Consider the following 17205-nt stretch of genomic DNA (forward strand, 5'->3'; position numbering starts at 1 on the left):
CGTCCAGGCCGATCCGGACCTTTCGTCCGCGTCGTCACAGATCACACAGGCGATCGGCGACTGGCGGCACGTCTTCGGCTCGCCGCTCCGGCAGGCCCGTCAGACGACCGGCTTCCCCGTCAGCTCCACGCCCGCCTCCCGCAGCTCCTCCAGCGCCCGGTCGGTGGTCTCCTCGGCGACCCCGGCCGTCAGGTCCAGCAGGACCTGGGTACGGAACCCCTCGCGGACGGCGTCCAGGGCGGTGGCGCGTACGCAGTGGTCCGTGGCTATGCCGACCACGTCGACCTCGTCGATGTGGCGGGCCCGGAGCCAGTCGGCCAGGGGGGTGCCGTTCTCGTCGGTGCCCTCGAAGCCGCTGTACGCCGCCGAGTACTCGCCCTTGGAGAAGACCGCGTCGACGGCACCGGAGGCGACGGCCGGGGCGAAGTTCGGATGGAAGCCGACGCCCTCCGTGCCCGCGACACAGTGCGCGGGCCAGGAGTGGACGAAGTCGGGGTTGTCGGCGAAGTGGCCACCGGGTGCGATGTGGTGGTCCCGGGTGGCCACCACATGGCGGTATCCGGCGCCCCCCGCCTGGCCGATCAGCTCCGTGACGGCGGCGGCCACGTCCGCACCCCCGGCCACCGCGAGGCTGCCCCCCTCGCAGAAGTCGTTCTGCACATCTACGACGATCAAGGCGCGGCGCATGGTGGGTGTCCTTCGGGTGAGGATTAAGTATCTGAGCCTACGGACTTACGGCCCGGTGCGGGAGGGGGCGTTCGGGGAGGAGGCGCGCGGGTCCCGCCCTAGCTGCCCGAGCGCCCGTGGACGTACTCCGTCGGAAGGACGGGTTCCCCCCGCGAGAGCTGGGTGGCGGACAGCGGGAGATTGGCGCGGGCGGCGATATGGCGGTCCCGGGGCACGTCCAGCGGTTCGCGGGCGATCACGTCACCGCCCTTGACCAGCTCGACCAGCAGCTGGCGGTCGGCCAGCTCGGACGGCACCGCGCCGGTGCCCACGACCTCGGCCTCCGCCACCCCGTCCCCGTCCAGCCGGCGCGCCGCCCACTTGCGGCCGCCGATGGAGGTCTTGCCGCCGCTGGCCTTCTTCGCGACCGGCACCAGCGGCGCCTTCGGGTCGCCGGACTCGGCGCGGGCGACCAGCTTGTAGACCATCGAGCAGGTCGGGTGCCCGGAGCCGGTCACCAGCTGGGTGCCGACGCCGTACGCGTCCACGGGGGCGGCGGCGAGCGAGGCGATGGCGTACTCGTCCAGGTCGGAGGTGACCACGATCTTGGTGTTCGCCGCGCCCAGCTCGTCCAGCTGCTGCCGCACCCGGTGCGCCACCAGCAGCAGGTCGCCGGAGTCGATGCGGACCGCGCCCAGCTCGGGCCCGGCCACCTCCACCGCCGTACGGACGGCCTCGGCGACGTCGTAGGTGTCCACGAGCAGCGTGGTGCCCCGGCCCAGGGTGTCGACCTGGGCCTGGAAGGCGTCCCGCTCGCGGTCGTGGAGCAGGGTGAAGGCGTGTGCGGAGGTGCCGACGGTCGGGATGCCGTAGCGGAAGCCGGCCGCCAGGTCGGAGGTGGTGGTGAAGCCGCCGACGTACGCCGCCCGGGCCGCGGCCACGGCCGCCAGCTCGTGCGTGCGGCGCGCGCCCATCTCGATCAGCGGGCGCTCCCCGGCGGCGGAGGCCATCCGGGAGGCGGCCGCGGCGATCGCGGAGTCGTGGTTGAGGATGGAGAGGATCACCGTCTCCAGCAGCACGCACTCGGCGAAGGTGCCCTCGACGCGCACGATCGGCGAGCCGGGGAAGTAGACCTCGCCCTCGGGGTAGCCCCAGATGTCCCCGCCGAAGCGGTAGTCGGCGAGCCACTTCAGGGTCCGTTCGTCGACGATCTTCCGCTCGCGCAGGAAGCCGAGGACGCCCGGGTCGAAGCGGAAGTTCTCCACCGCGTCCAGGACGCGGCCGGTGCCCGCCACCACGCCGTAGCGGCGCCCCTCCGGCAGCCGCCGGGTGAAGACCTCGAACACGCTCCGCCGTTCGGCCGTACCCGCCTTCAGGGCGGCCTGCAGCATCGTCAGCTCGTACTGGTCCGTGAAGAGCGCTGTCGAGGGAACATCCACCGGCAGCCCAAGGTCCGCTGTGTTCATGACGACAGATGCTACCCCCATCTCGTCAGTGTGACGATTTTTCCTCGCCGTGGCAGCATGGGCACTGTGACGTCACCCGCGCCCGTAGAGATCGAACGCACCGAGTCGGCGGAGGAGGTCTTCGCCGTACCCGAGCCCGACGTCCCCTGGGTCACCATCGTGCACAACGACCCGGTCAACCTCATGAGCTATGTGACGTACGTCTTCCAGACGTACTTCGGGTACACGAAGGACAAGGCCACCAAGCTCATGCTCGACGTCCACCACAAGGGCCGGGCGGTCGTCTCCAGCGGGAGCCGCGAGGAGATGGAACGCGACGTGCAGGCGATGCACGGCTACGGTCTGTGGGCCACCCTCCAGCAGGACCGGAAATGACCCGCCCCCGTCCGCAGGACCGGAAGTAGCGAACCCATTTACATGCCCGGACATTTCGAACCGCTCCCCGGCGGCGGCGCGGCCGTCGCGCTCGACGACGTCGAGATCTCCATCATCCGGTCGCTGGCCGTCCAGCTCCTGGAGCTCATCGGCCCCGGGCCGGGCGCCGACAGCCCGAAGGACCCGCTCGCCGAGCTGTTCGCGGAGGGCCCGAGCGAGCCGCCCGCCGACCCGGTGCTCAGAAGGCTCTTCCCGGACGCCTACAGCGACCCCGAACAGGCCCCGGACTCGCCCGCCGACGCCGAGGAGCGGCTGGCCCACTCCGCCGAGTTCCGCCGCTACACCGAGAACGACCTCAGGGCCGGCAAGCGGGAGAACGCGCTCGCGGTGATCCGGGCCCTGGACGCGCTCGCCCCGGTGGACGAGGGCGGTGCGGTGCTGAAGCTGGACGCGGAGGACTCGAAGCTGTGGCTCGGCGCCCTCAACGATCTGCGGCTCGCGATCGGCACCCGGCTGGAGATCAGCGACGAGGACGACACCGATCTGCTCTACCGGCTCCCGGACGACGACCCGCGCAAGCCGATGGTGATGGCCTATCTGTGGCTCGGCGGGCTCCAGGAGACGCTCGTGTCGACCCTGATGCCCTGATCAGTCCCGCCATGGCGTTCGCTCAGCGGACGCTCAAATCCGGATAACGATCGCGTTACCGTTGCGGCCTGGTTTGCCGCATACGGGCGCCTTTTGTCCTCTTTTACCCGTGACGTGCGCCACAACGCGCCCCCGTGATCAATATTGCGGCCGTGATAAATCTTCACGACCGCCCGGCCGACACCACCCATGTCCGGCCGGGTGCGCCACCGAGCCGACGACCGTCGGCCAGGCAACAGCTCCAGCAATCCGGGGGGATCGAAACCCGATCCGAGGCCGACGCAAAGGCCCGGATCGGCATGGAGAAAGGCGCACCACACATGACCTCATCGCAGGTCGACCAGCTTCGCGACGGCAATGAGGCCGCGCGGGCCACGGACAGCGAGGGCGGCGAGGGATACCAGCGCGGGCTCGGTTCCCGGCAGATCCAGATGATCGCCATCGGCGGGGCCATCGGCACCGGCCTGTTCCTCGGCGCGGGCAAGGGCATTTCCAAGGCCGGCCCCAGCCTGATCCTGGCGTACGCCATCGCGGGCCTCGTCATCTTCCTGATCATGCGAGCGCTCGGCGAGCTGCTGATGTACCGCCCGGTGTCGGGCTCCTTCTCGGAGTACGCGCGCGAGTTCATCGGCCCCTTCGCGGGCTTTGTGACCGGGTGGACGTACTGGTTGTTCTGGGTGGTCACCGGCATCACCGAGGTCACGGCCGCGGCCGAGTACATGACGTACTGGTTCGACTTCCCGCAGTGGGCCTCGGCGCTGATCTTCACGATCGTGCTGTACGCCGCCAACCTGATCTCCGTGAAGCTCTTCGGTGAGCTGGAGTTCTGGTTCTCCATGGTCAAGGTCACCGCGATCATCGGCATGATCCTGATCTGCGCCGGCATCCTGACCATCGGCTTCTCCGACGCGGGCAAGACCGCCTCGGTCAGCCACCTGTGGAACGACGGCGGCTTCTTCCCGCACGGCGTCGGCAGCACGCTGATGACCCTGCAGATGGTCATGTTCGCCTTCCTCGCCGTCGAGCTGGTCGGTGTCACCGCGGGCGAGTCCAAGGACCCCAAGAAGGTGCTGCCGAAGGCGATCAACACCGTGCCGTGGCGCATCGCCGTCTTCTACGTCGGCGCCCTGATCATGATCCTGTCCGTCGTGCCGTGGACCAGCTTCCACCCGGGCGTGAGCCCGTTCGTCGCCGCCTTCCAGAAGATGGGTCTCGCCGCGGGCGCCGGCATCGTGAACTTCGTCGTCCTCACGGCCGCGCTGTCCTCCTGCAACTCCGGCATGTACTCCACCGGCCGCATGCTGCGCGACCTGGCGCTCAACAGCCAGGGCCCGAGGTTCTTCACCAAGCTGACACGCAGCGGTACCCCGCTGGCCGGCACCACGTTCTCCGCCGCGCTGATGCTGGTCGGTGTCTGGATCAACTACCAGTGGCCGGGCAAGGCGTTCGACTACGTGGTGTCCTTCGCGACCATCTCCGGCATGTGGGCCTGGATCGTCATCCTGGTCTGCCAGATCCGCTACCGGGCGAAGGCGAACCGCGGGCTGCTGCCGCAGAGCGAGTTCCGCGCGCCGGGAGCGCCGTACACGAGCATCTTCGCGCTGGCGTTCATCGTGATGGTGATCGTGCTCATGGGCATCGACAAGGACGCCCGGGTCTCGCTTTACTGTGCACCGCTGTGGGCCGCGATCCTCGGCGTCTCCTACTGGGTGCTCCGGCGCCGCAACCCGGAGGCCGCTGCCTTCCGCAAGCGCTGACCATCCCCCCAAGGGACGTCCGGCCGCACGGGACTCTCGTGGTGCCCCGCCGCGGCTGCCGCTCAGGACGTCCGGCATATGGGCCGTTCCGTACCATCCCTCGGTACGGAACGGCCCTTCTGCTTATCCTGACGGACATGCTGACCATCACCCAGGCCCTCGTCGACCAGATCGTCGCCCACGCCCGCAAGGACCACCCCGACGAGGCGTGCGGGGTCGTGGCGGGCCCGGCGGGCTCGGACCGCCCCGAGCGCTTCATCCCCATGCTGAACGCGGCGATGTCGCCGACCTTCTACGAGTTCGACTCGGGCGACCTGCTGAGGCTCTACCGCGAACTGGACGACCGCGACGAGGATCCGGTGGTCATCTACCACTCCCACACCGCCACCGAGGCCTACCCCTCGCGCACCGACATCTCCTACGCCAACGAGCCCGGCGCCCACTACGTCCTCGTCTCCACCCGCGACACCGACGACCTCGGCGACTTCCAGTTCCGTTCGTTCCGGATCATGGAAGGCGAGGTCACGGAGGAGGAGGTCAGGATCGTGGAGGCGTACTGATCTCGCGATCCGGCCAGAATCCATCCAGCATGCGAGATCACACTCGGGAACCCGGACCGGGAATCGATACGATGACCCCATGGTTCTGAACGACGTGAGCGAGAAGGCGCCGGGCATGCTGCTCGTGGCGCGGCTGCACGTCGACCTGTGCAGGCTGAACAGCGCCATCTGTTGACGTTCCCTGCCGCCGTACGGCCGTGGCCGCGGCGCTCCCCCAGTGCTGAACGCCTGGGGGGACCCCCAGCCGTGCGCCCACAGACCACATACCTTCCGACAGGAGCCCGCAACCATGGCCATCGAGGTCCGCATCCCGACCATCCTCCGCACGTACACCGACGGTGAGAAGGCGGTGGAGGGCAAGGGGACCACCCTCGCCGAGCTGTTCGCCGACCTCGAGACCCGGCATGCGGGCATCCAGGCCCGCATCGTGGACGAGGGCAAGCTGCGCCGCTTCGTCAACGTGTATCTGAACGACGAGGACGTCCGCTTCATCGACGGCATCGAGACCAAGCTGTCCGACGGCGACACCGTGACGATCCTGCCGGCCGTCGCCGGCGGCATGCGCTGATCGGCCGCTGAGCAGCGATGCGCTACGACTCTCCGCTGGCCGCGGTGGGCAACACCCCGTTGGTGCGCCTGCCGCGGCTCTCGCCGTCCGCCGATGTCCGTATCTGGGCCAAGCTGGAGGACCGCAACCCCACGGGCTCGGTCAAGGACCGCCCCGCGCTGCACATGATCGAGCAGGCGGAGAAGGACGGCCGGCTCACCCCGGGCTGCACGATCCTGGAGCCCACCTCCGGCAACACCGGCATCTCCCTCGCCATGGCGGCCAAGCTCAAGGGCTACCGCATGGTGTGCGTGATGCCGGAGAACACCTCGCAGGAGCGCCGGGACCTGCTCGGCATGTGGGGTGCCGAGATCATCTCCTCCCCGGCCGCGGGCGGTTCCAACACCGCGGTGCGCGTGGCCAAGGAGCTGGCCGCCGAGCACCCCGACTGGGTGATGCTCTACCAGTACGGCAACCCGGACAACGCGGGCGCCCACTACGCCACCACGGGCCCCGAGATCCTCGCCGACCTCCCCTCGATCACCCACTTCGTGGCCGGTCTCGGCACCACCGGCACCCTGATGGGCGTCGGCCGCTTCCTGCGCGAGCACAAGCCCGGCATCCAGATCGTCGCCGCCGAACCGCGCTACGACGACCTGGTGTACGGCCTGAGGAACCTCGACGAGGGCTTCGTACCGGAGCTGTACGACGCCTCCGTCCTCACCGCCCGCTTCTCGGTCGGCTCGGCCGACGCGGTCACCCGCACCCGTGAACTCCTGCAGCAGGAGGGCATCTTCGCGGGCGTCTCGACCGGCGCCGCGCTGCACGCGGCGATCGGGGTCGGCCGGAAGGCGGTCAAGGCGGGGGAGTCCGCCGACATCGTCTTCATCGTGGCCGACGGCGGCTGGAAGTACCTGTCCACCGGTGTCTACACGGCGGCCACCACCGAGGAGGCCATCGAGACGCTCCAGGGCCAGCTCTGGGCGTAGCCCCCGCTCACAGCACGCGCCGGCCCCCTCCATGAGGGGGCCAATTCCTAAGCCATTCCTATGGCAGGGCAAAGAATTCCTTTGAGTACTGCCCGTAGTCCCATGGCCAGGACTACGTTCCTCCCCACACCCTGACATGTCACGCTCACCCGGCGGGAATGCCAGGTGTCTGCGAGTGTCATGCTCATGACTGCGCGGTTCGCCGCCGCTTACGCGCGTCACGGGCCTGCCAATCCAGTGCGAAACCCCACGTCAACCGGAGGCAGTACCCCATGCGTGAGTCACGCCCGAACCGGCGGAGACGGAGTCTGCGAAGACTCGTCGCCGTCGCCTTCCCCGCCCTCGCCCTCACCGTCGCCGGACTCACGGCGGCACCCACGGCCGGGGCGCAGACCGCCGGCGCGCACCCCCACATCTCCAAGGTCACACAGAACGCCACGGCGCTGACCGACCCGAAGCGGCAGACCTTCCACACGACCGGCAAGGCCGGCCAGAAGGTGCCGACCCAGCATCTGTGCGCCAAGCCCGCGCCGGGCCACGCGGCCTGCTTCGCCCAGCGCCGCACCGACATCAGGCAGCGGCTCGCCTCGGCGCTCGCCGCGGCCGCGCCCTCCGGCCTCTCCCCGGCCAACCTGCACAGCGCCTACAACCTGCCCACCACGGGCGGCAGCGGCATGACCGTCGCCATCGTGGACGCCTACAACGACCCCAACGCCGAGTCGGACCTGGCCACCTACCGCTCGCAGTACGGCCTGTCCGCCTGCACCAAGGCCAACGGCTGCTTCAAGCAGGTCAGCCAGACCGGCTCCACCACCTCGCTGCCGACCAACGACACCGGCTGGGCCGGTGAAGAGGCGCTCGACTTCGACATGGTCAGCGCGGTCTGCCCGAACTGCAACATCATCCTGGTCGAGGCCAACTCCGCGAACGACACCGACCTCGGCATCGCCGAGAACGAGGCGGTCTCGCTCGGCGCCAAGTTCGTCTCCAACAGCTGGGGCGGCTCCGAGTCCTCCGCCCAGACCAGCGAGGACACCCAGTACTTCAAGCACCCGGGCGTCGCGATCACCGTCTCCTCCGGTGACTCCGCCTACGGCGCCGAGTACCCGGCCACGTCCCAGTACGTGACGGCCGTCGGCGGCACCGCGCTGACCACCGCCTCCAACTCCCGCGGCTGGAGCGAGTCGGTGTGGCACACCAACTCCACCGAGGGCACCGGCTCCGGCTGCTCGGCCTACGACCCGAAGCCGAGCTGGCAGACCGACACCGGCTGCACCAAGCGCATGGAGGCCGACGTCTCCGCGGTCGCCGACCCGGCCACCGGCGTCGCGGTCTACGACACCTACGGCGGCTCCGGCTGGGGCGTCGTCGGCGGCACCAGCGCCTCCTCGCCGATCATCGCGAGCGTCTACGCCCTCGCGGGCACCCCGGGCGCGAGCGACTACCCGGCGAAGTACCCGTACTCCCACACCTCGAACCTGTACGACGTGACCAGCGGCTCCAACGGCTCCTGCTCCACCTCGTACTTCTGCACCGCGAAGACCGGCTACGACGGCCCGACCGGCTGGGGCACCCCGAACGGCACCACCGCCTTCACCTCCGGGTCCAGCACCGGCAACACGGTGAGCGTCACCAACCCCGGCAGCCAGTCGACCACCACCGGCGGCTCGGTCAGCCTGCAGATCCAGGCCACCGACAGCGCGGGCGCGGCCCTGACCTACAGCGCCTCCGGCCTGCCGACGGGGCTGTCCGTCAACAGCTCGACCGGCCTGATCTCCGGTACGGCGTCCACGGCGGGCACCTACCAGGTCACGGTCACCGCGACCGACTCCACCGGCGCCTCCGGCTCGGCCTCCTTCACCTGGACGGTCGGCTCCTCCGGCGGCACCTGCTCCTCCTCCCAGCTGCTGGCCAACCCGGGCTTCGAGTCGGGCAGCACCGGCTGGAGCGCGTCCAGCGGCGCGATCACCAACGACACCGGTGAGGCGGCGCACGGCGGCTCGTACTACGCCTGGCTCGACGGCTACGGCTCCAGCCACACCGACACGCTGTCCCAGTCGGTGACGATCCCGGCCGGCTGCAAGGCCACGCTCACCTTCTACCTGCACATCGACACCGCCGAGACCAGCGGCACCGCGTACGACAAGCTGACGGTGACCGCCGGTTCGACCACCCTGGCGACGTACTCGAACCTGAACGCGAACTCGGGTTACGCGCAGAAGACCTTCGACCTGTCCTCGCTGGCGGGCCAGACGGTGACCCTGAAGTTCAACGGCGTGGAGGACTCCTCGCTGCAGACCAGCTTCGTCGTGGACGACACCGCCCTGACGACCAGCTGATCCGCACCCTGTGAGCCTGCGATCCCGCACGCGGAACCCGTCCGCGTGCGGGATCCTTTTGCGTCGTTGGTACGTCACATCTGCACCAGGCGGCCGCTTCCCTCGTGCGGCCACGGCAGAAAGGCGAACCCCATGCGCCGTACGACGACGTCCCTCGCCCTCGCGGCGGCAGCAGCACTGCTCCTCGCCGGATGCGGCTCGCACGGCGGCAAGGACACCGGTGGCGCCGGCAAGGTGTCGCCGTCGGCCTCCACGCCGGCCAAGGGCGGCTGCGCCTCGCTGGTGCAGCTCAAGGCCGCCGACAGCGGCCGTACCGTCTGCGTGGCCAAGGGCGGCGAGGTCCGGCTGAACCTCGACGGCACCAAGTCCCGCCCCTGGAAGCCGGTCACGACCAGCGGCGGCGTGCTGAAGGGCATCAACGCGGGCTTCGTCGTCCTGGCGGGCGACGCGACGGCCGCCTACCAGGCGGTGGCCGACGGAACGGCGAAGCTGACGTCCTCCCGTCCCCTGTGCGCCCAGCCGACGGCTCCGGGCCAGATGTCGTGCAAGGGCATCCAGGAGTGGACGGTCACCGTGAAGGTGCAGTGATCAGCCGGCCAGGTGCCGTACCTGGTCCCACAGGACCGGGTCGACCACGCCCACCCGCCGCCGGAAGTCGCCCACCGGCACCTCACGCAGCTCGTCCGTCTCCAGGAAGCTGGGGCGGCCCCGGGCGTCGCCGACCGCGCCCGGCGGCAGCGGGATCACCCCGGCGCGCTCGTCGTGGTACTTGCTGGTGATCTTGGCGACCGTGGCCCGGTTCCCGCGCACCGCCAGCACCAGACAGGGCCGGTCCTTGGCGTCGGCGCGGTCCTCGTAGCGGACGTCCGCCCACCAGATGTCCCCGGGGACCGGCCGGGCGGCCCGTCCCGGACGCACTCCCGCGCGGCCGAGCGTACCGAGGTGCCGGCCGGCGTACCGGCGACCGCGTCCCCAGCCGTCGATGAGCGTGGCGACCAGGGCGAGCAATATCACCGCCGCGAGTGCCAGCCACCAGGACGTGTCCATACGACGACGTTACCGGCGCGTGCCGAGGATTGCGCGCCCTCTGCGAATCCTTCTGCGCCCCGGGTCCAGCCGAACCGGTGACAGCACAGGTGAGTTCGCCCACAACAGCCCCTGGCGGAGGAGCGACCCGCGCTTTCGCGCCTTACGCTCGACGAACCGCACGACCCCCGTTTCCTGCCCTTTTGATCTTTCCGCTTGATCTTTCCGCCAACGGAGGTTTCTGCTTCATGAAGCTCACCGTCGTCGGCTGCTCGGGGTCGTTCCCGTCCGCGGAATCGGCCTGCTCGAGCTACCTCGTCGAGGCCGACGGCTTCCGGCTGCTTCTCGACATGGGCAACGGCGCCCTGGGCGAGCTGCAGCGCCACTGCGGTCTCTACGACCTCGACGCGATCTTCCTGAGCCATCTGCACGCCGATCACTGCATCGACATGCTCGCGTACTTCGTCGCGCGGTACTACCGCCACGACGGCGGCCGCTGCGCCCCCCTCCCGGTCTACGGCCCCGAGGGCACCGAGCACCGGCTGACCACGGCCTACGCCGACACCCCCTCCGCCTCGTCGATGAGCGAGGTCTTCGACTTCCACACCGTGAAGCCCTCCACGTTCGAGATCGGCCCGTTCACGGTGCACACCGAGCGGGTCCGGCATCCCGTGGAGGCGTACGCCATCCGGGTGGAGCACGGCGGGCGGTCGCTGACGTACTCCGGCGACACGGGTGTCACCGAGGCGCTGGACGAGCTGGCCCGGGACACCGATCTGTTCCTGTGCGAGGCCGCGTTCACGCACGGCAAGGAGAGCGTCCCCGACCTGCACCTCAACGGCCGCGAGGCGGGCGAGACGGCGGCCCGCGCGGACGTGCGCCGCCTGCTCCTCACCCACATCCCGCCGTGGACCGACCCGCAGGTCAACCTCCGCGACGCGCGCGAGGTGTTCAACGGCCCGGTGGAGCTGGCCGCTCCGCGGGGCACGTACGAGATCTAGACTCCGCGCACACGGCGAAGGCCCCGCAACCTCCTCGGTTCGGGGCCTTCGTGTTGCGGTACCGGCCTACTTGGCCTCGGCCTTCTGCAGTTCCGCGAGTTCCTCGTCGGACTCGCGGCCCGGCGTGGGCAGGTTGAACCGGATGATCGCGAAGCGGAAGACCACGTAGTAGACGACCGCGAAGCACAGGCCGACCGCGACCAGGCCCCAGGGATTGTTCGCGATGCCCAGGTTCAGGAAGAAGTCCACCGCGCCGGCCGAGAAGCCGAAGCCGTCCCGCATCCCGAGCGCCCAGGTCAGCGCCAGCGAGACACCGGTGAGCACCGCGTGGATGGCGTACAGCACCGGCGCGATGAACATGAAGGTGAACTCGATCGGCTCGGTGACGCCGGTGACGAAGGACGTCAGCGCCAGCGAGACCATCATGCCGCCGACGACCTTGCGGCGCTCGGGCCGGGCGCAGTGGACGATGGCCAGGCACGCGGCCGGCAGGGCGAACATCATGATCGGGAAGAAGCCGGTCATGAACTGGCCCGCGTGCGGGTCGCCGGCCAGGAAGCGGGCGATGTCACCGCTCTTGCCGTGGTACTCGCCCGCCTGGAACCACGGGAAGGAGTTGAGCAGGTGGTGCATGCCGATCGGGATCAGCGCGCGGTTGGCGACACCGAAGATGCCCGCGCCGACGGCGCCCGACTTGACCAGCCACTCGCCGAAGTTGTGCAGGCCCGTGCCGAGGACCGGCCAGATGTAGCCGAAGACGATGCCGATGACGAGGCCGGTGAAGGCCGACAGGATCGGGACGAGACGGCGGCCGCCGAAGAAGCCCGCCCAGTCGGGCAGCTTGGTGCGGTAGAAGCGCTGGTACAGCAGGGCCACGACTATGCCCATCACCACACCGCCGAGGACCTTGGCGTCCACCGGGGCGTTCACCATGACGATCTTGCCGTCGACGACCGTCGCCACCTTCGGCAGGTTCTTGTCGGTGAACGTGGCGAGGACGTTCTTGAAGACCAGATAGCCGACGACCGCCGAGAGGGCCGTGGAGCCGTCCGACTTCTTCGCGAAGCCGATCGCGATGCCCACGGCGAACAGCAGCGCCATGTTGTCGAGGATCGCGTTGCCGCCGGCCGCCATGAAGGACGCGATCTTCGTCAGGAAGGCGGGGAAGGAGGGGCGGCCGAGCATGTCGGTGTTGCCGAGGCGCACCAGGAGCGCGGCGGCCGGCAGCACGGCCACCGGCAGCATCAGGCTGCGGCCGATGCGCTGCAGCACAGACATCACGCCGGAGCCCTTTTTCTTCTCGGCCGCGGGGGCGGCGGTCGCCGTGGTCACAAGTTCCTCCTGGGGTACCGCCCAGCCGGGGGCTGGGGGAGGGCAAGGCGCCGCCCGGGAACCATGGAAGGGGACGGCAGCGTCTCTGGTCTACACCACTTAGTGGTGTAGACCTGTTGTACACGATGAAGGCGGGATAAGGAACCGCGAAATCCGCTACCGGTACGCTACGCGCCGTGCCGATGTGCTAAAGAAGTCACGCCTTGGTGATGTCCTCGACCTCGTCCTGAGGCTCGCGGCCCGGTGTCTTCAGGTCGAACCTCGTGATCGCGAGGCGGAAGACGGCGTAATAGAGCAGGGCGAAGCACAGGCCGATCGGGATGATGAGCCAGGGTCTGGTCGCCAGATGCCAGTTGATGACGTAGTCGATCAGGCCGGCCGAGAAGCTGAACCCGTCGTGCACCCCGAGCGCCCAGGTCGCCGCCATCGAGACGCCCGTGAGCAGGGCGTGGACGGCGTACAGCGCCGGCGCGATGAACATGAACGAGTACTCGATCGGCTCGGTGATGCCCGTCACGAACGACGTCAGCGCCACCGACAGCATCAGGCCGCCGACCTCCTTGCGGCGGCCGGGTCTTGCGCAGTGCGTGATGGCCAGCGCGGCGGCCGGGAGCGCGAACATCATGATCGGGAAGAAGCCCGAGGTGAACTGGCCCGCGTGCGGGTCGCCCTGCAGGAACATGTTGATGTCGCCGTGCACCACCGTGCCGTCGGGCTTGGTGTAGCTGCCGAACTGGAACCAGATGGGCACGTTCAGGAACTGGTGCAGGCCGACGACCAGCAGCGCCCGGTTGGCGACGCCGTAGACCCCCGCACCCCACGAGCCCGCGTCCCGCAGCCACTTGCTGAAGCTCTCCAGGCCGCTGCCGACCGGCGGCCAGATCCACAGGCACAGCGCCGCGAAGACGATGGCGGCGAACGCCATGATGATCGGCACCAGCCGGCGGCCGTTGAAGAAGCCGAGCCAGTCCACCAGCCTGGTGCGGTGGAACCGGGCCCACAGGAAGGCGGCCATCAGGCCCAGCACGATCCCGCCGAAGACGCCCGGGTTCTGGAAGGTGAAGGCGGTCACCGCGCCCTCGGCCGCCTGACAGCCCGTCGCCACGACCTTCGCGCCCGCCGGGCACGTCACCGGGAACTGGTGCAGCACCCCGTAGTAGACGAGGAACCCGGTCACCGCCGCGAGTGCCGTCGAGCCGTCCGCCTTCTTCGCCATGCCGATCGCGACGCCCACGCAGAACAGCAGCGGAAGACCGAGGGAGCCGTCCAGCAGCGCGCCGCCCGCGCCGCTCATCACCTTGGCGACGTTCGTCCAGCCCAGGCCCTTGTCCCCGAACACGTCCGGCTGGCCCAGCCGGTTGATGATGCCGGCCGCCGGCAGCACCGCGATCGGCAGCTGCAGGCTGCGGCCCATCTTCTGCAGACCCTGGAACAGGCGGTTCCAGCGTTCCCGCGCCGGGCCGGGCGTGCTGTCGGCGGGCGCGCTCTCGGCGCTCATGGCGTCCTCCCGGCCACTCGACTCGGACGCGGTTTGGCGACCGTACCCCCTGTGGTGTAGACCAGTTGGCGGACGGTTCCGCTGTCGTGATCGCCATCATTCGGCACGCACGGCATGACCGCTCGCGAAGATGGGCCAACTGTGGGTTACTGCGACAAAGCGGTTCGGATCAGGGAGAAGGAACATGGCCAGCAAGGCTGAGAAGATCGTCGCCGGGCTCGGCGGGATCGACAACATCGAGGAGATCGAGGGCTGCATCACCCGGCTGCGCACCGAGGTGTCCGACCCCTCTCTGGTCGACGAAACCGCCCTGAAGGCCGCCGGTGCCCACGGTGTCGTCAAGATGGGCACGGCCATCCAGGTCGTCATCGGCACCGACGCCGACCCGATCGCCGCGGAGATCGAAGACATGATGTGAGCCGCACCGGTTCACCTGGAAGGGGCTCTTCCCGAGGCGGGAGCAGCCCCTTCCGCATCTGCGGCTAGGCTCCTTGCCATGTCTCGCATCGACGGCCGTACCCCCGAACAGCTCCGCCCGGTCACCATCGAACGCGGCTGGAGCAAGCACGCCGAGGGCTCCGTCCTCGTCTCCTTCGGCGACACCAAGGTCTTCTGCACCGCCTCCGTGACCGAGGGCGTCCCGCGCTGGCGCAAGGGCAGCGGCGAGGGCTGGGTCACCGCCGAGTACGCCATGCTGCCCCGCGCCACCAACACCCGCGGCGACCGCGAGTCCGTCAAGGGCAAGATCGGCGGCCGTACGCACGAGATCTCCCGGCTCATCGGCCGCTCGCTGCGCGCCGTCATCGACTACAAGGCCCTCGGCGAGAACACCATCGTCCTCGACTGCGATGTGCTTCAGGCGGACGGCGGGACGCGTACGGCCGCCATCACCGGTGCCTATGTGGCGCTGGCCGACGCCGTCGCCTGGGCCCAGGGCAAGAAGCTGATCAAGGCCGGCCGGCAGCCGCTCACCGGAACCGTCTCCGCCGTCTCCGTCGGCATCGTCGGCGGCGTCCCGCTGCTCGACCTCTGCTACGAGGAAGACGTGCGCGCCGAGACCGACATGAACGTCGTCTGCACCGGCGACGGCCGCTTCGTCGAGGTCCAGGGCACCGCCGAGGCCGAGCCCTTCGCCCGCGAGGAACTCAACGCCCTGCTCGACCTCGCCGTCGTCGGCTGCACCGAACTCGCCGCCCACCAGCGCGCGGCCCTCGAGGCCACGCTCGCGCGGTAAAGGGCGGTAGAGGGAAGTGCGGTAAAGGGCAGTAAAGGGAAGCAAAGGGCAGATCGCCGGGGAGGGCGCGTGTGGGCAACCCGCGCGCCCTCCCCGGCGTCCTAGGGGTACGGCGGCCCCTGCGCGGGGGCGGCCTCACCCGGGGAGGGAACACCAGCATGGCCGTCAGCCGACGCCGTCTCACCGCCGTCGCCGCCGCGGTGGCGACCGCCGCGCTCACCGCCGGCCTCACCACCGGCTGCGACGCCGTGAACAAGACCCTGGACTGCGTGCAGACGGCCGACTCCATAGCCGACAGCGTCACCGACCTCCAGCAGGCCGTGGAGAACGCCGCGAACGACCCCACCCGGGCGGACAGCTCCCTGGACTCCATTCAGAAGAACCTGGGAAAGATCGGTGACAAGACCGACAACGCCGACGTCAACAAGGCCGTGGACGACTTGAGCAAGGCTGTGGGCAACGTGCGCACGGCCATCAGGAACGGGGACCGCACCCCGGACGTGAGCCCGGTGACGGACGCGGCCGGCGAACTGACCAAGGTCTGCACGAAGTAGGTCCAGGCCGTACACAGGGAGGGGACTTCACCATGACGCCCAGCCGGCTCTTACGCCGAGGCCCTGCCGCCGCCGCGGCGGCCGTCGGGCTCACCGCCGCGCTCACCACCGGCTGCGGCGCCGCGCACCGGGCCCTGGACTGCGCGCGGACCGCCAACGCCGTGGCCGACGACGTCGACAACCTCCAGCAGGCGGCACGGGACGCCGCGTTCGAGCCGTCGAAGGCCGGCACCTACTTCGACCCCATCCAGAAGGACCTCAAGGAGATCGGCGACCAGCGCCACAACGTCGACGTGGACAAGGCGGTCCACGACCTCGACAAGGCCGTCGGGAACGTCCGTACGTCCGTGCAGGATGGCGACAAGACCCCGGACCTCGGGCCGGTCGGGGACGCGGCGGGCGAGTTGACCAAGGCCTGCACCCGCTGACCGCCGGCACCACCCAAGCGCCCGGCGCTCAGGACCCGTCGTACCGCCGCCGCTCCCGGCCCTCACGCCTTCCCTCGCGCCGCTCGCGGAGCAACTCGTGCCGCTGCTCCCTGTGCTCCAGCCTCTCCTGGCGGCGCTGCTCCTTCAGCTGCAGGCGCTCCGCACGCGTGACCTTGCGCTGGACGCCGACCCCGCCCCAGAAGGCGAAACCACCGATGATCACCCGGGGCGCGCCCGGGTCCGGCGGGCCGTCGTCCCTCGGGTGCTCGAAGCCGCCCATGACGCCGATGCCGCGTACCACGACCTCGACCCCCGGCGGCACGGTGACCTGCAGGCCACCCATGATCGCCACACAGTTGATCTCGACCTCGCGGTCCGCGAAGTTCGCCTCGCGCAGGTCGATCTCGCCGCCGCCCATGAACGCGAAGCAGTTGAACCGCCTCGGCACCGTCCAGCGGCCCTTGCGCTCGAACCCCGACAGGATCGCGATCCCGCCCGTCGAGGTCCCCTCGCCGCCGACGATCCGGGACGCCCAACTCCCGCTCTGAGCAGTCTCCTTGGTGAAGGAGACCGGGACAGGAACGGGGGCGGTGCCCGCCGTCGGCAGGTCCCGGGTGATCGGCGCCAGCTCGGCGTACGTACGCGCCTTGTACGTCGCTTCCAGCCGCTCCTCGAACTCGACCATGTCGAGCCGGCCCTCGGCGAGGGCGTCCCGCAGGACCTCGGCGACCTGTTCACGGTCCCTGTCGGACGCCCGGAGGTCCGGGACTGCGTCGTCGGTCATG

General features: G+C 69.7%; 20 protein-coding genes. 14 read left to right on the plus strand and 6 right to left on the minus strand.

Features of this window, described 5'->3' with window-relative positions:
• Window positions 1–99 precede the first annotated feature (99 nt).
• Together BFF78_RS25910 and BFF78_RS25915 are read right to left on the minus strand one after the other, a co-directional pair.
• Window positions 100–687, minus strand: coding sequence for a nicotinamidase (locus BFF78_RS25910; RefSeq protein WP_069780586.1), 588 nt, complete (start codon window positions 685–687; stop codon window positions 100–102).
• Between the two features lie 98 nt (window positions 688–785).
• Entirely contained in the window at window positions 786–2132 is a 1347-nt protein-coding gene (locus BFF78_RS25915) for a nicotinate phosphoribosyltransferase (RefSeq protein WP_069780587.1), read from the minus strand.
• A gap of 57 nt (window positions 2133–2189) precedes the next feature.
• Between BFF78_RS25915 and clpS the strand changes: the two genes are divergently transcribed.
• The 9 genes from clpS (at window position 2190) to BFF78_RS25955 (ending at window position 9935) form a co-directional block, all read left to right on the plus strand.
• Window positions 2190–2507: an ATP-dependent Clp protease adapter ClpS gene (clpS, locus tag BFF78_RS25920; protein WP_069780588.1), complete on the plus strand. Its 318-nt coding sequence runs from the start codon at window positions 2190–2192 to the stop codon at window positions 2505–2507.
• Window positions 2508–2549: 42 nt separating this feature from the next.
• Window positions 2550–3155 (plus strand): DUF2017 domain-containing protein, encoded by a 606-nt coding sequence (locus BFF78_RS25925; RefSeq protein ID WP_069780589.1) that lies wholly within the window; start codon window positions 2550–2552, stop codon window positions 3153–3155.
• 320 nt (window positions 3156–3475) lie between these two features.
• Window positions 3476–4912 carry an amino acid permease gene (locus BFF78_RS25930; RefSeq protein WP_069780590.1) on the plus strand — a complete coding sequence of 479 codons (1437 nt, stop codon included), beginning with the start codon at window positions 3476–3478 and terminating at the stop codon, window positions 4910–4912.
• Window positions 4913–5049: 137 nt separating this feature from the next.
• Window positions 5050–5472 (plus strand): M67 family metallopeptidase, encoded by a 423-nt coding sequence (locus tag BFF78_RS25935; protein WP_069780591.1) that lies wholly within the window; start codon window positions 5050–5052, stop codon window positions 5470–5472.
• Between the two features lie 79 nt (window positions 5473–5551).
• Window positions 5552–5647 carry a putative leader peptide gene (locus BFF78_RS49770; RefSeq protein WP_023550193.1) on the plus strand — a complete coding sequence of 32 codons (96 nt, stop codon included), beginning with the start codon at window positions 5552–5554 and terminating at the stop codon, window positions 5645–5647.
• A gap of 114 nt (window positions 5648–5761) precedes the next feature.
• Window positions 5762–6040, plus strand: coding sequence for a MoaD/ThiS family protein (locus BFF78_RS25940; RefSeq protein ID WP_069780592.1), 279 nt, complete (start codon window positions 5762–5764; stop codon window positions 6038–6040).
• A gap of 17 nt (window positions 6041–6057) precedes the next feature.
• Window positions 6058–7008 (plus strand): PLP-dependent cysteine synthase family protein, encoded by a 951-nt coding sequence (locus BFF78_RS25945; RefSeq protein WP_069780593.1) that lies wholly within the window; start codon window positions 6058–6060, stop codon window positions 7006–7008.
• Between the two features lie 272 nt (window positions 7009–7280).
• Complete coding sequence (locus BFF78_RS25950) at window positions 7281–9347, plus strand: putative Ig domain-containing protein (protein WP_069780594.1); 2067 nt, start codon at window positions 7281–7283, stop codon at window positions 9345–9347.
• Window positions 9348–9479: 132 nt separating this feature from the next.
• Window positions 9480–9935, plus strand: coding sequence for a hypothetical protein (locus BFF78_RS25955; RefSeq protein WP_069780595.1), 456 nt, complete (start codon window positions 9480–9482; stop codon window positions 9933–9935).
• Here BFF78_RS25955 and BFF78_RS25960 read toward each other — a convergent pair whose 3' ends face one another.
• Window positions 9936–10394, minus strand: coding sequence for a type II toxin-antitoxin system PemK/MazF family toxin (locus BFF78_RS25960; RefSeq protein WP_069780596.1), 459 nt, complete (start codon window positions 10392–10394; stop codon window positions 9936–9938).
• 227 nt (window positions 10395–10621) lie between these two features.
• Between BFF78_RS25960 and BFF78_RS25965 the strand changes: the two genes are divergently transcribed.
• The gene (locus tag BFF78_RS25965; RefSeq protein ID WP_069780597.1) at window positions 10622–11374 is read left to right on the plus strand and encodes an MBL fold metallo-hydrolase; all 753 of its coding nucleotides are present in this window, start codon (window positions 10622–10624) and stop codon (window positions 11372–11374) included.
• Between the two features lie 66 nt (window positions 11375–11440).
• Here BFF78_RS25965 and BFF78_RS25970 read toward each other — a convergent pair whose 3' ends face one another.
• The gene (locus BFF78_RS25970; RefSeq protein ID WP_069780598.1) at window positions 11441–12706 is read right to left on the minus strand and encodes a PTS transporter subunit EIIC; all 1266 of its coding nucleotides are present in this window, start codon (window positions 12704–12706) and stop codon (window positions 11441–11443) included.
• Window positions 12707–12902: 196 nt separating this feature from the next.
• Window positions 12903–14204, minus strand: coding sequence for a PTS transporter subunit EIIC (locus tag BFF78_RS25975; RefSeq protein ID WP_069780599.1), 1302 nt, complete (start codon window positions 14202–14204; stop codon window positions 12903–12905).
• A 184-nt stretch (window positions 14205–14388) separates the two neighbouring features.
• Here BFF78_RS25975 and BFF78_RS25980 point away from each other — a divergent pair, with 184 nt between their 5' ends.
• The 4 genes from BFF78_RS25980 (at window position 14389) to BFF78_RS25995 (ending at window position 16420) form a co-directional block, all read left to right on the plus strand.
• On the plus strand, window positions 14389–14622 hold the full coding sequence (locus BFF78_RS25980; RefSeq protein WP_069780600.1) for a PTS sugar transporter subunit IIB: 234 nt from the start codon (window positions 14389–14391) through the stop codon (window positions 14620–14622).
• 78 nt (window positions 14623–14700) lie between these two features.
• Window positions 14701–15438, plus strand: coding sequence for a ribonuclease PH (gene rph / locus BFF78_RS25985; RefSeq protein ID WP_069780601.1), 738 nt, complete (start codon window positions 14701–14703; stop codon window positions 15436–15438).
• Between the two features lie 158 nt (window positions 15439–15596).
• Window positions 15597–15992: a hypothetical protein gene (locus tag BFF78_RS25990; protein ID WP_069780602.1), complete on the plus strand. Its 396-nt coding sequence runs from the start codon at window positions 15597–15599 to the stop codon at window positions 15990–15992.
• A 32-nt stretch (window positions 15993–16024) separates the two neighbouring features.
• On the plus strand, window positions 16025–16420 hold the full coding sequence (locus BFF78_RS25995) for a hypothetical protein (RefSeq protein ID WP_069780603.1): 396 nt from the start codon (window positions 16025–16027) through the stop codon (window positions 16418–16420).
• A gap of 28 nt (window positions 16421–16448) precedes the next feature.
• Here BFF78_RS25995 and BFF78_RS26000 read toward each other — a convergent pair whose 3' ends face one another.
• The gene (locus BFF78_RS26000; RefSeq protein WP_069780604.1) at window positions 16449–17204 is read right to left on the minus strand and encodes a DUF1707 SHOCT-like domain-containing protein; all 756 of its coding nucleotides are present in this window, start codon (window positions 17202–17204) and stop codon (window positions 16449–16451) included.
• Window position 17205 lies beyond the last annotated feature (1 nt).

Origin of the sequence: Streptomyces fodineus, assembly GCF_001735805.1 — a bacterium.
Lineage (GTDB): Bacteria > Actinomycetota > Actinomycetes > Streptomycetales > Streptomycetaceae > Streptomyces > Streptomyces fodineus.

Excerpts from the sequence above, each read along its gene's own strand:
- BFF78_RS25980 (WP_069780600.1), top strand. The coding sequence starts at position 14,389 with ATGGCCAGCAAGGCTGAGAAGATCGTCGCCGGGCTCGGCGGGATCGAC.
- BFF78_RS25930 (WP_069780590.1), top strand. The coding sequence starts at position 3,476 with ATGACCTCATCGCAGGTCGACCAGCTTCGCGACGGCAATGAGGCCGCG.
- clpS (WP_069780588.1), top strand. The coding sequence starts at position 2,190 with ATGGGCACTGTGACGTCACCCGCGCCCGTAGAGATCGAACGCACCGAG.
- BFF78_RS25940 (WP_069780592.1), top strand. The coding sequence starts at position 5,762 with ATGGCCATCGAGGTCCGCATCCCGACCATCCTCCGCACGTACACCGAC.
- BFF78_RS25955 (WP_069780595.1), top strand. The coding sequence starts at position 9,480 with ATGCGCCGTACGACGACGTCCCTCGCCCTCGCGGCGGCAGCAGCACTG.
- BFF78_RS25950 (WP_069780594.1), top strand. The coding sequence starts at position 7,281 with ATGCGTGAGTCACGCCCGAACCGGCGGAGACGGAGTCTGCGAAGACTC.
- BFF78_RS25990 (WP_069780602.1), top strand. The coding sequence starts at position 15,597 with ATGGCCGTCAGCCGACGCCGTCTCACCGCCGTCGCCGCCGCGGTGGCG.
- BFF78_RS25925 (WP_069780589.1), top strand. The coding sequence starts at position 2,550 with ATGCCCGGACATTTCGAACCGCTCCCCGGCGGCGGCGCGGCCGTCGCG.
- BFF78_RS25910 (WP_069780586.1), bottom strand. The coding sequence starts at position 687 with ATGCGCCGCGCCTTGATCGTCGTAGATGTGCAGAACGACTTCTGCGAG.
- BFF78_RS25995 (WP_069780603.1), top strand. The coding sequence starts at position 16,025 with ATGACGCCCAGCCGGCTCTTACGCCGAGGCCCTGCCGCCGCCGCGGCG.
- BFF78_RS25960 (WP_069780596.1), bottom strand. The coding sequence starts at position 10,394 with ATGGACACGTCCTGGTGGCTGGCACTCGCGGCGGTGATATTGCTCGCC.
- BFF78_RS25915 (WP_069780587.1), bottom strand. The coding sequence starts at position 2,132 with ATGAACACAGCGGACCTTGGGCTGCCGGTGGATGTTCCCTCGACAGCG.
- BFF78_RS25975 (WP_069780599.1), bottom strand. The coding sequence starts at position 14,204 with ATGAGCGCCGAGAGCGCGCCCGCCGACAGCACGCCCGGCCCGGCGCGG.
- rph (WP_069780601.1), top strand. The coding sequence starts at position 14,701 with ATGTCTCGCATCGACGGCCGTACCCCCGAACAGCTCCGCCCGGTCACC.
- BFF78_RS25965 (WP_069780597.1), top strand. The coding sequence starts at position 10,622 with ATGAAGCTCACCGTCGTCGGCTGCTCGGGGTCGTTCCCGTCCGCGGAA.
- BFF78_RS49770 (WP_023550193.1), top strand. The coding sequence starts at position 5,552 with ATGGTTCTGAACGACGTGAGCGAGAAGGCGCCGGGCATGCTGCTCGTG.
- BFF78_RS25945 (WP_069780593.1), top strand. The coding sequence starts at position 6,058 with ATGCGCTACGACTCTCCGCTGGCCGCGGTGGGCAACACCCCGTTGGTG.
- BFF78_RS26000 (WP_069780604.1), bottom strand. The coding sequence starts at position 17,204 with ATGACCGACGACGCAGTCCCGGACCTCCGGGCGTCCGACAGGGACCGT.
- BFF78_RS25935 (WP_069780591.1), top strand. The coding sequence starts at position 5,050 with ATGCTGACCATCACCCAGGCCCTCGTCGACCAGATCGTCGCCCACGCC.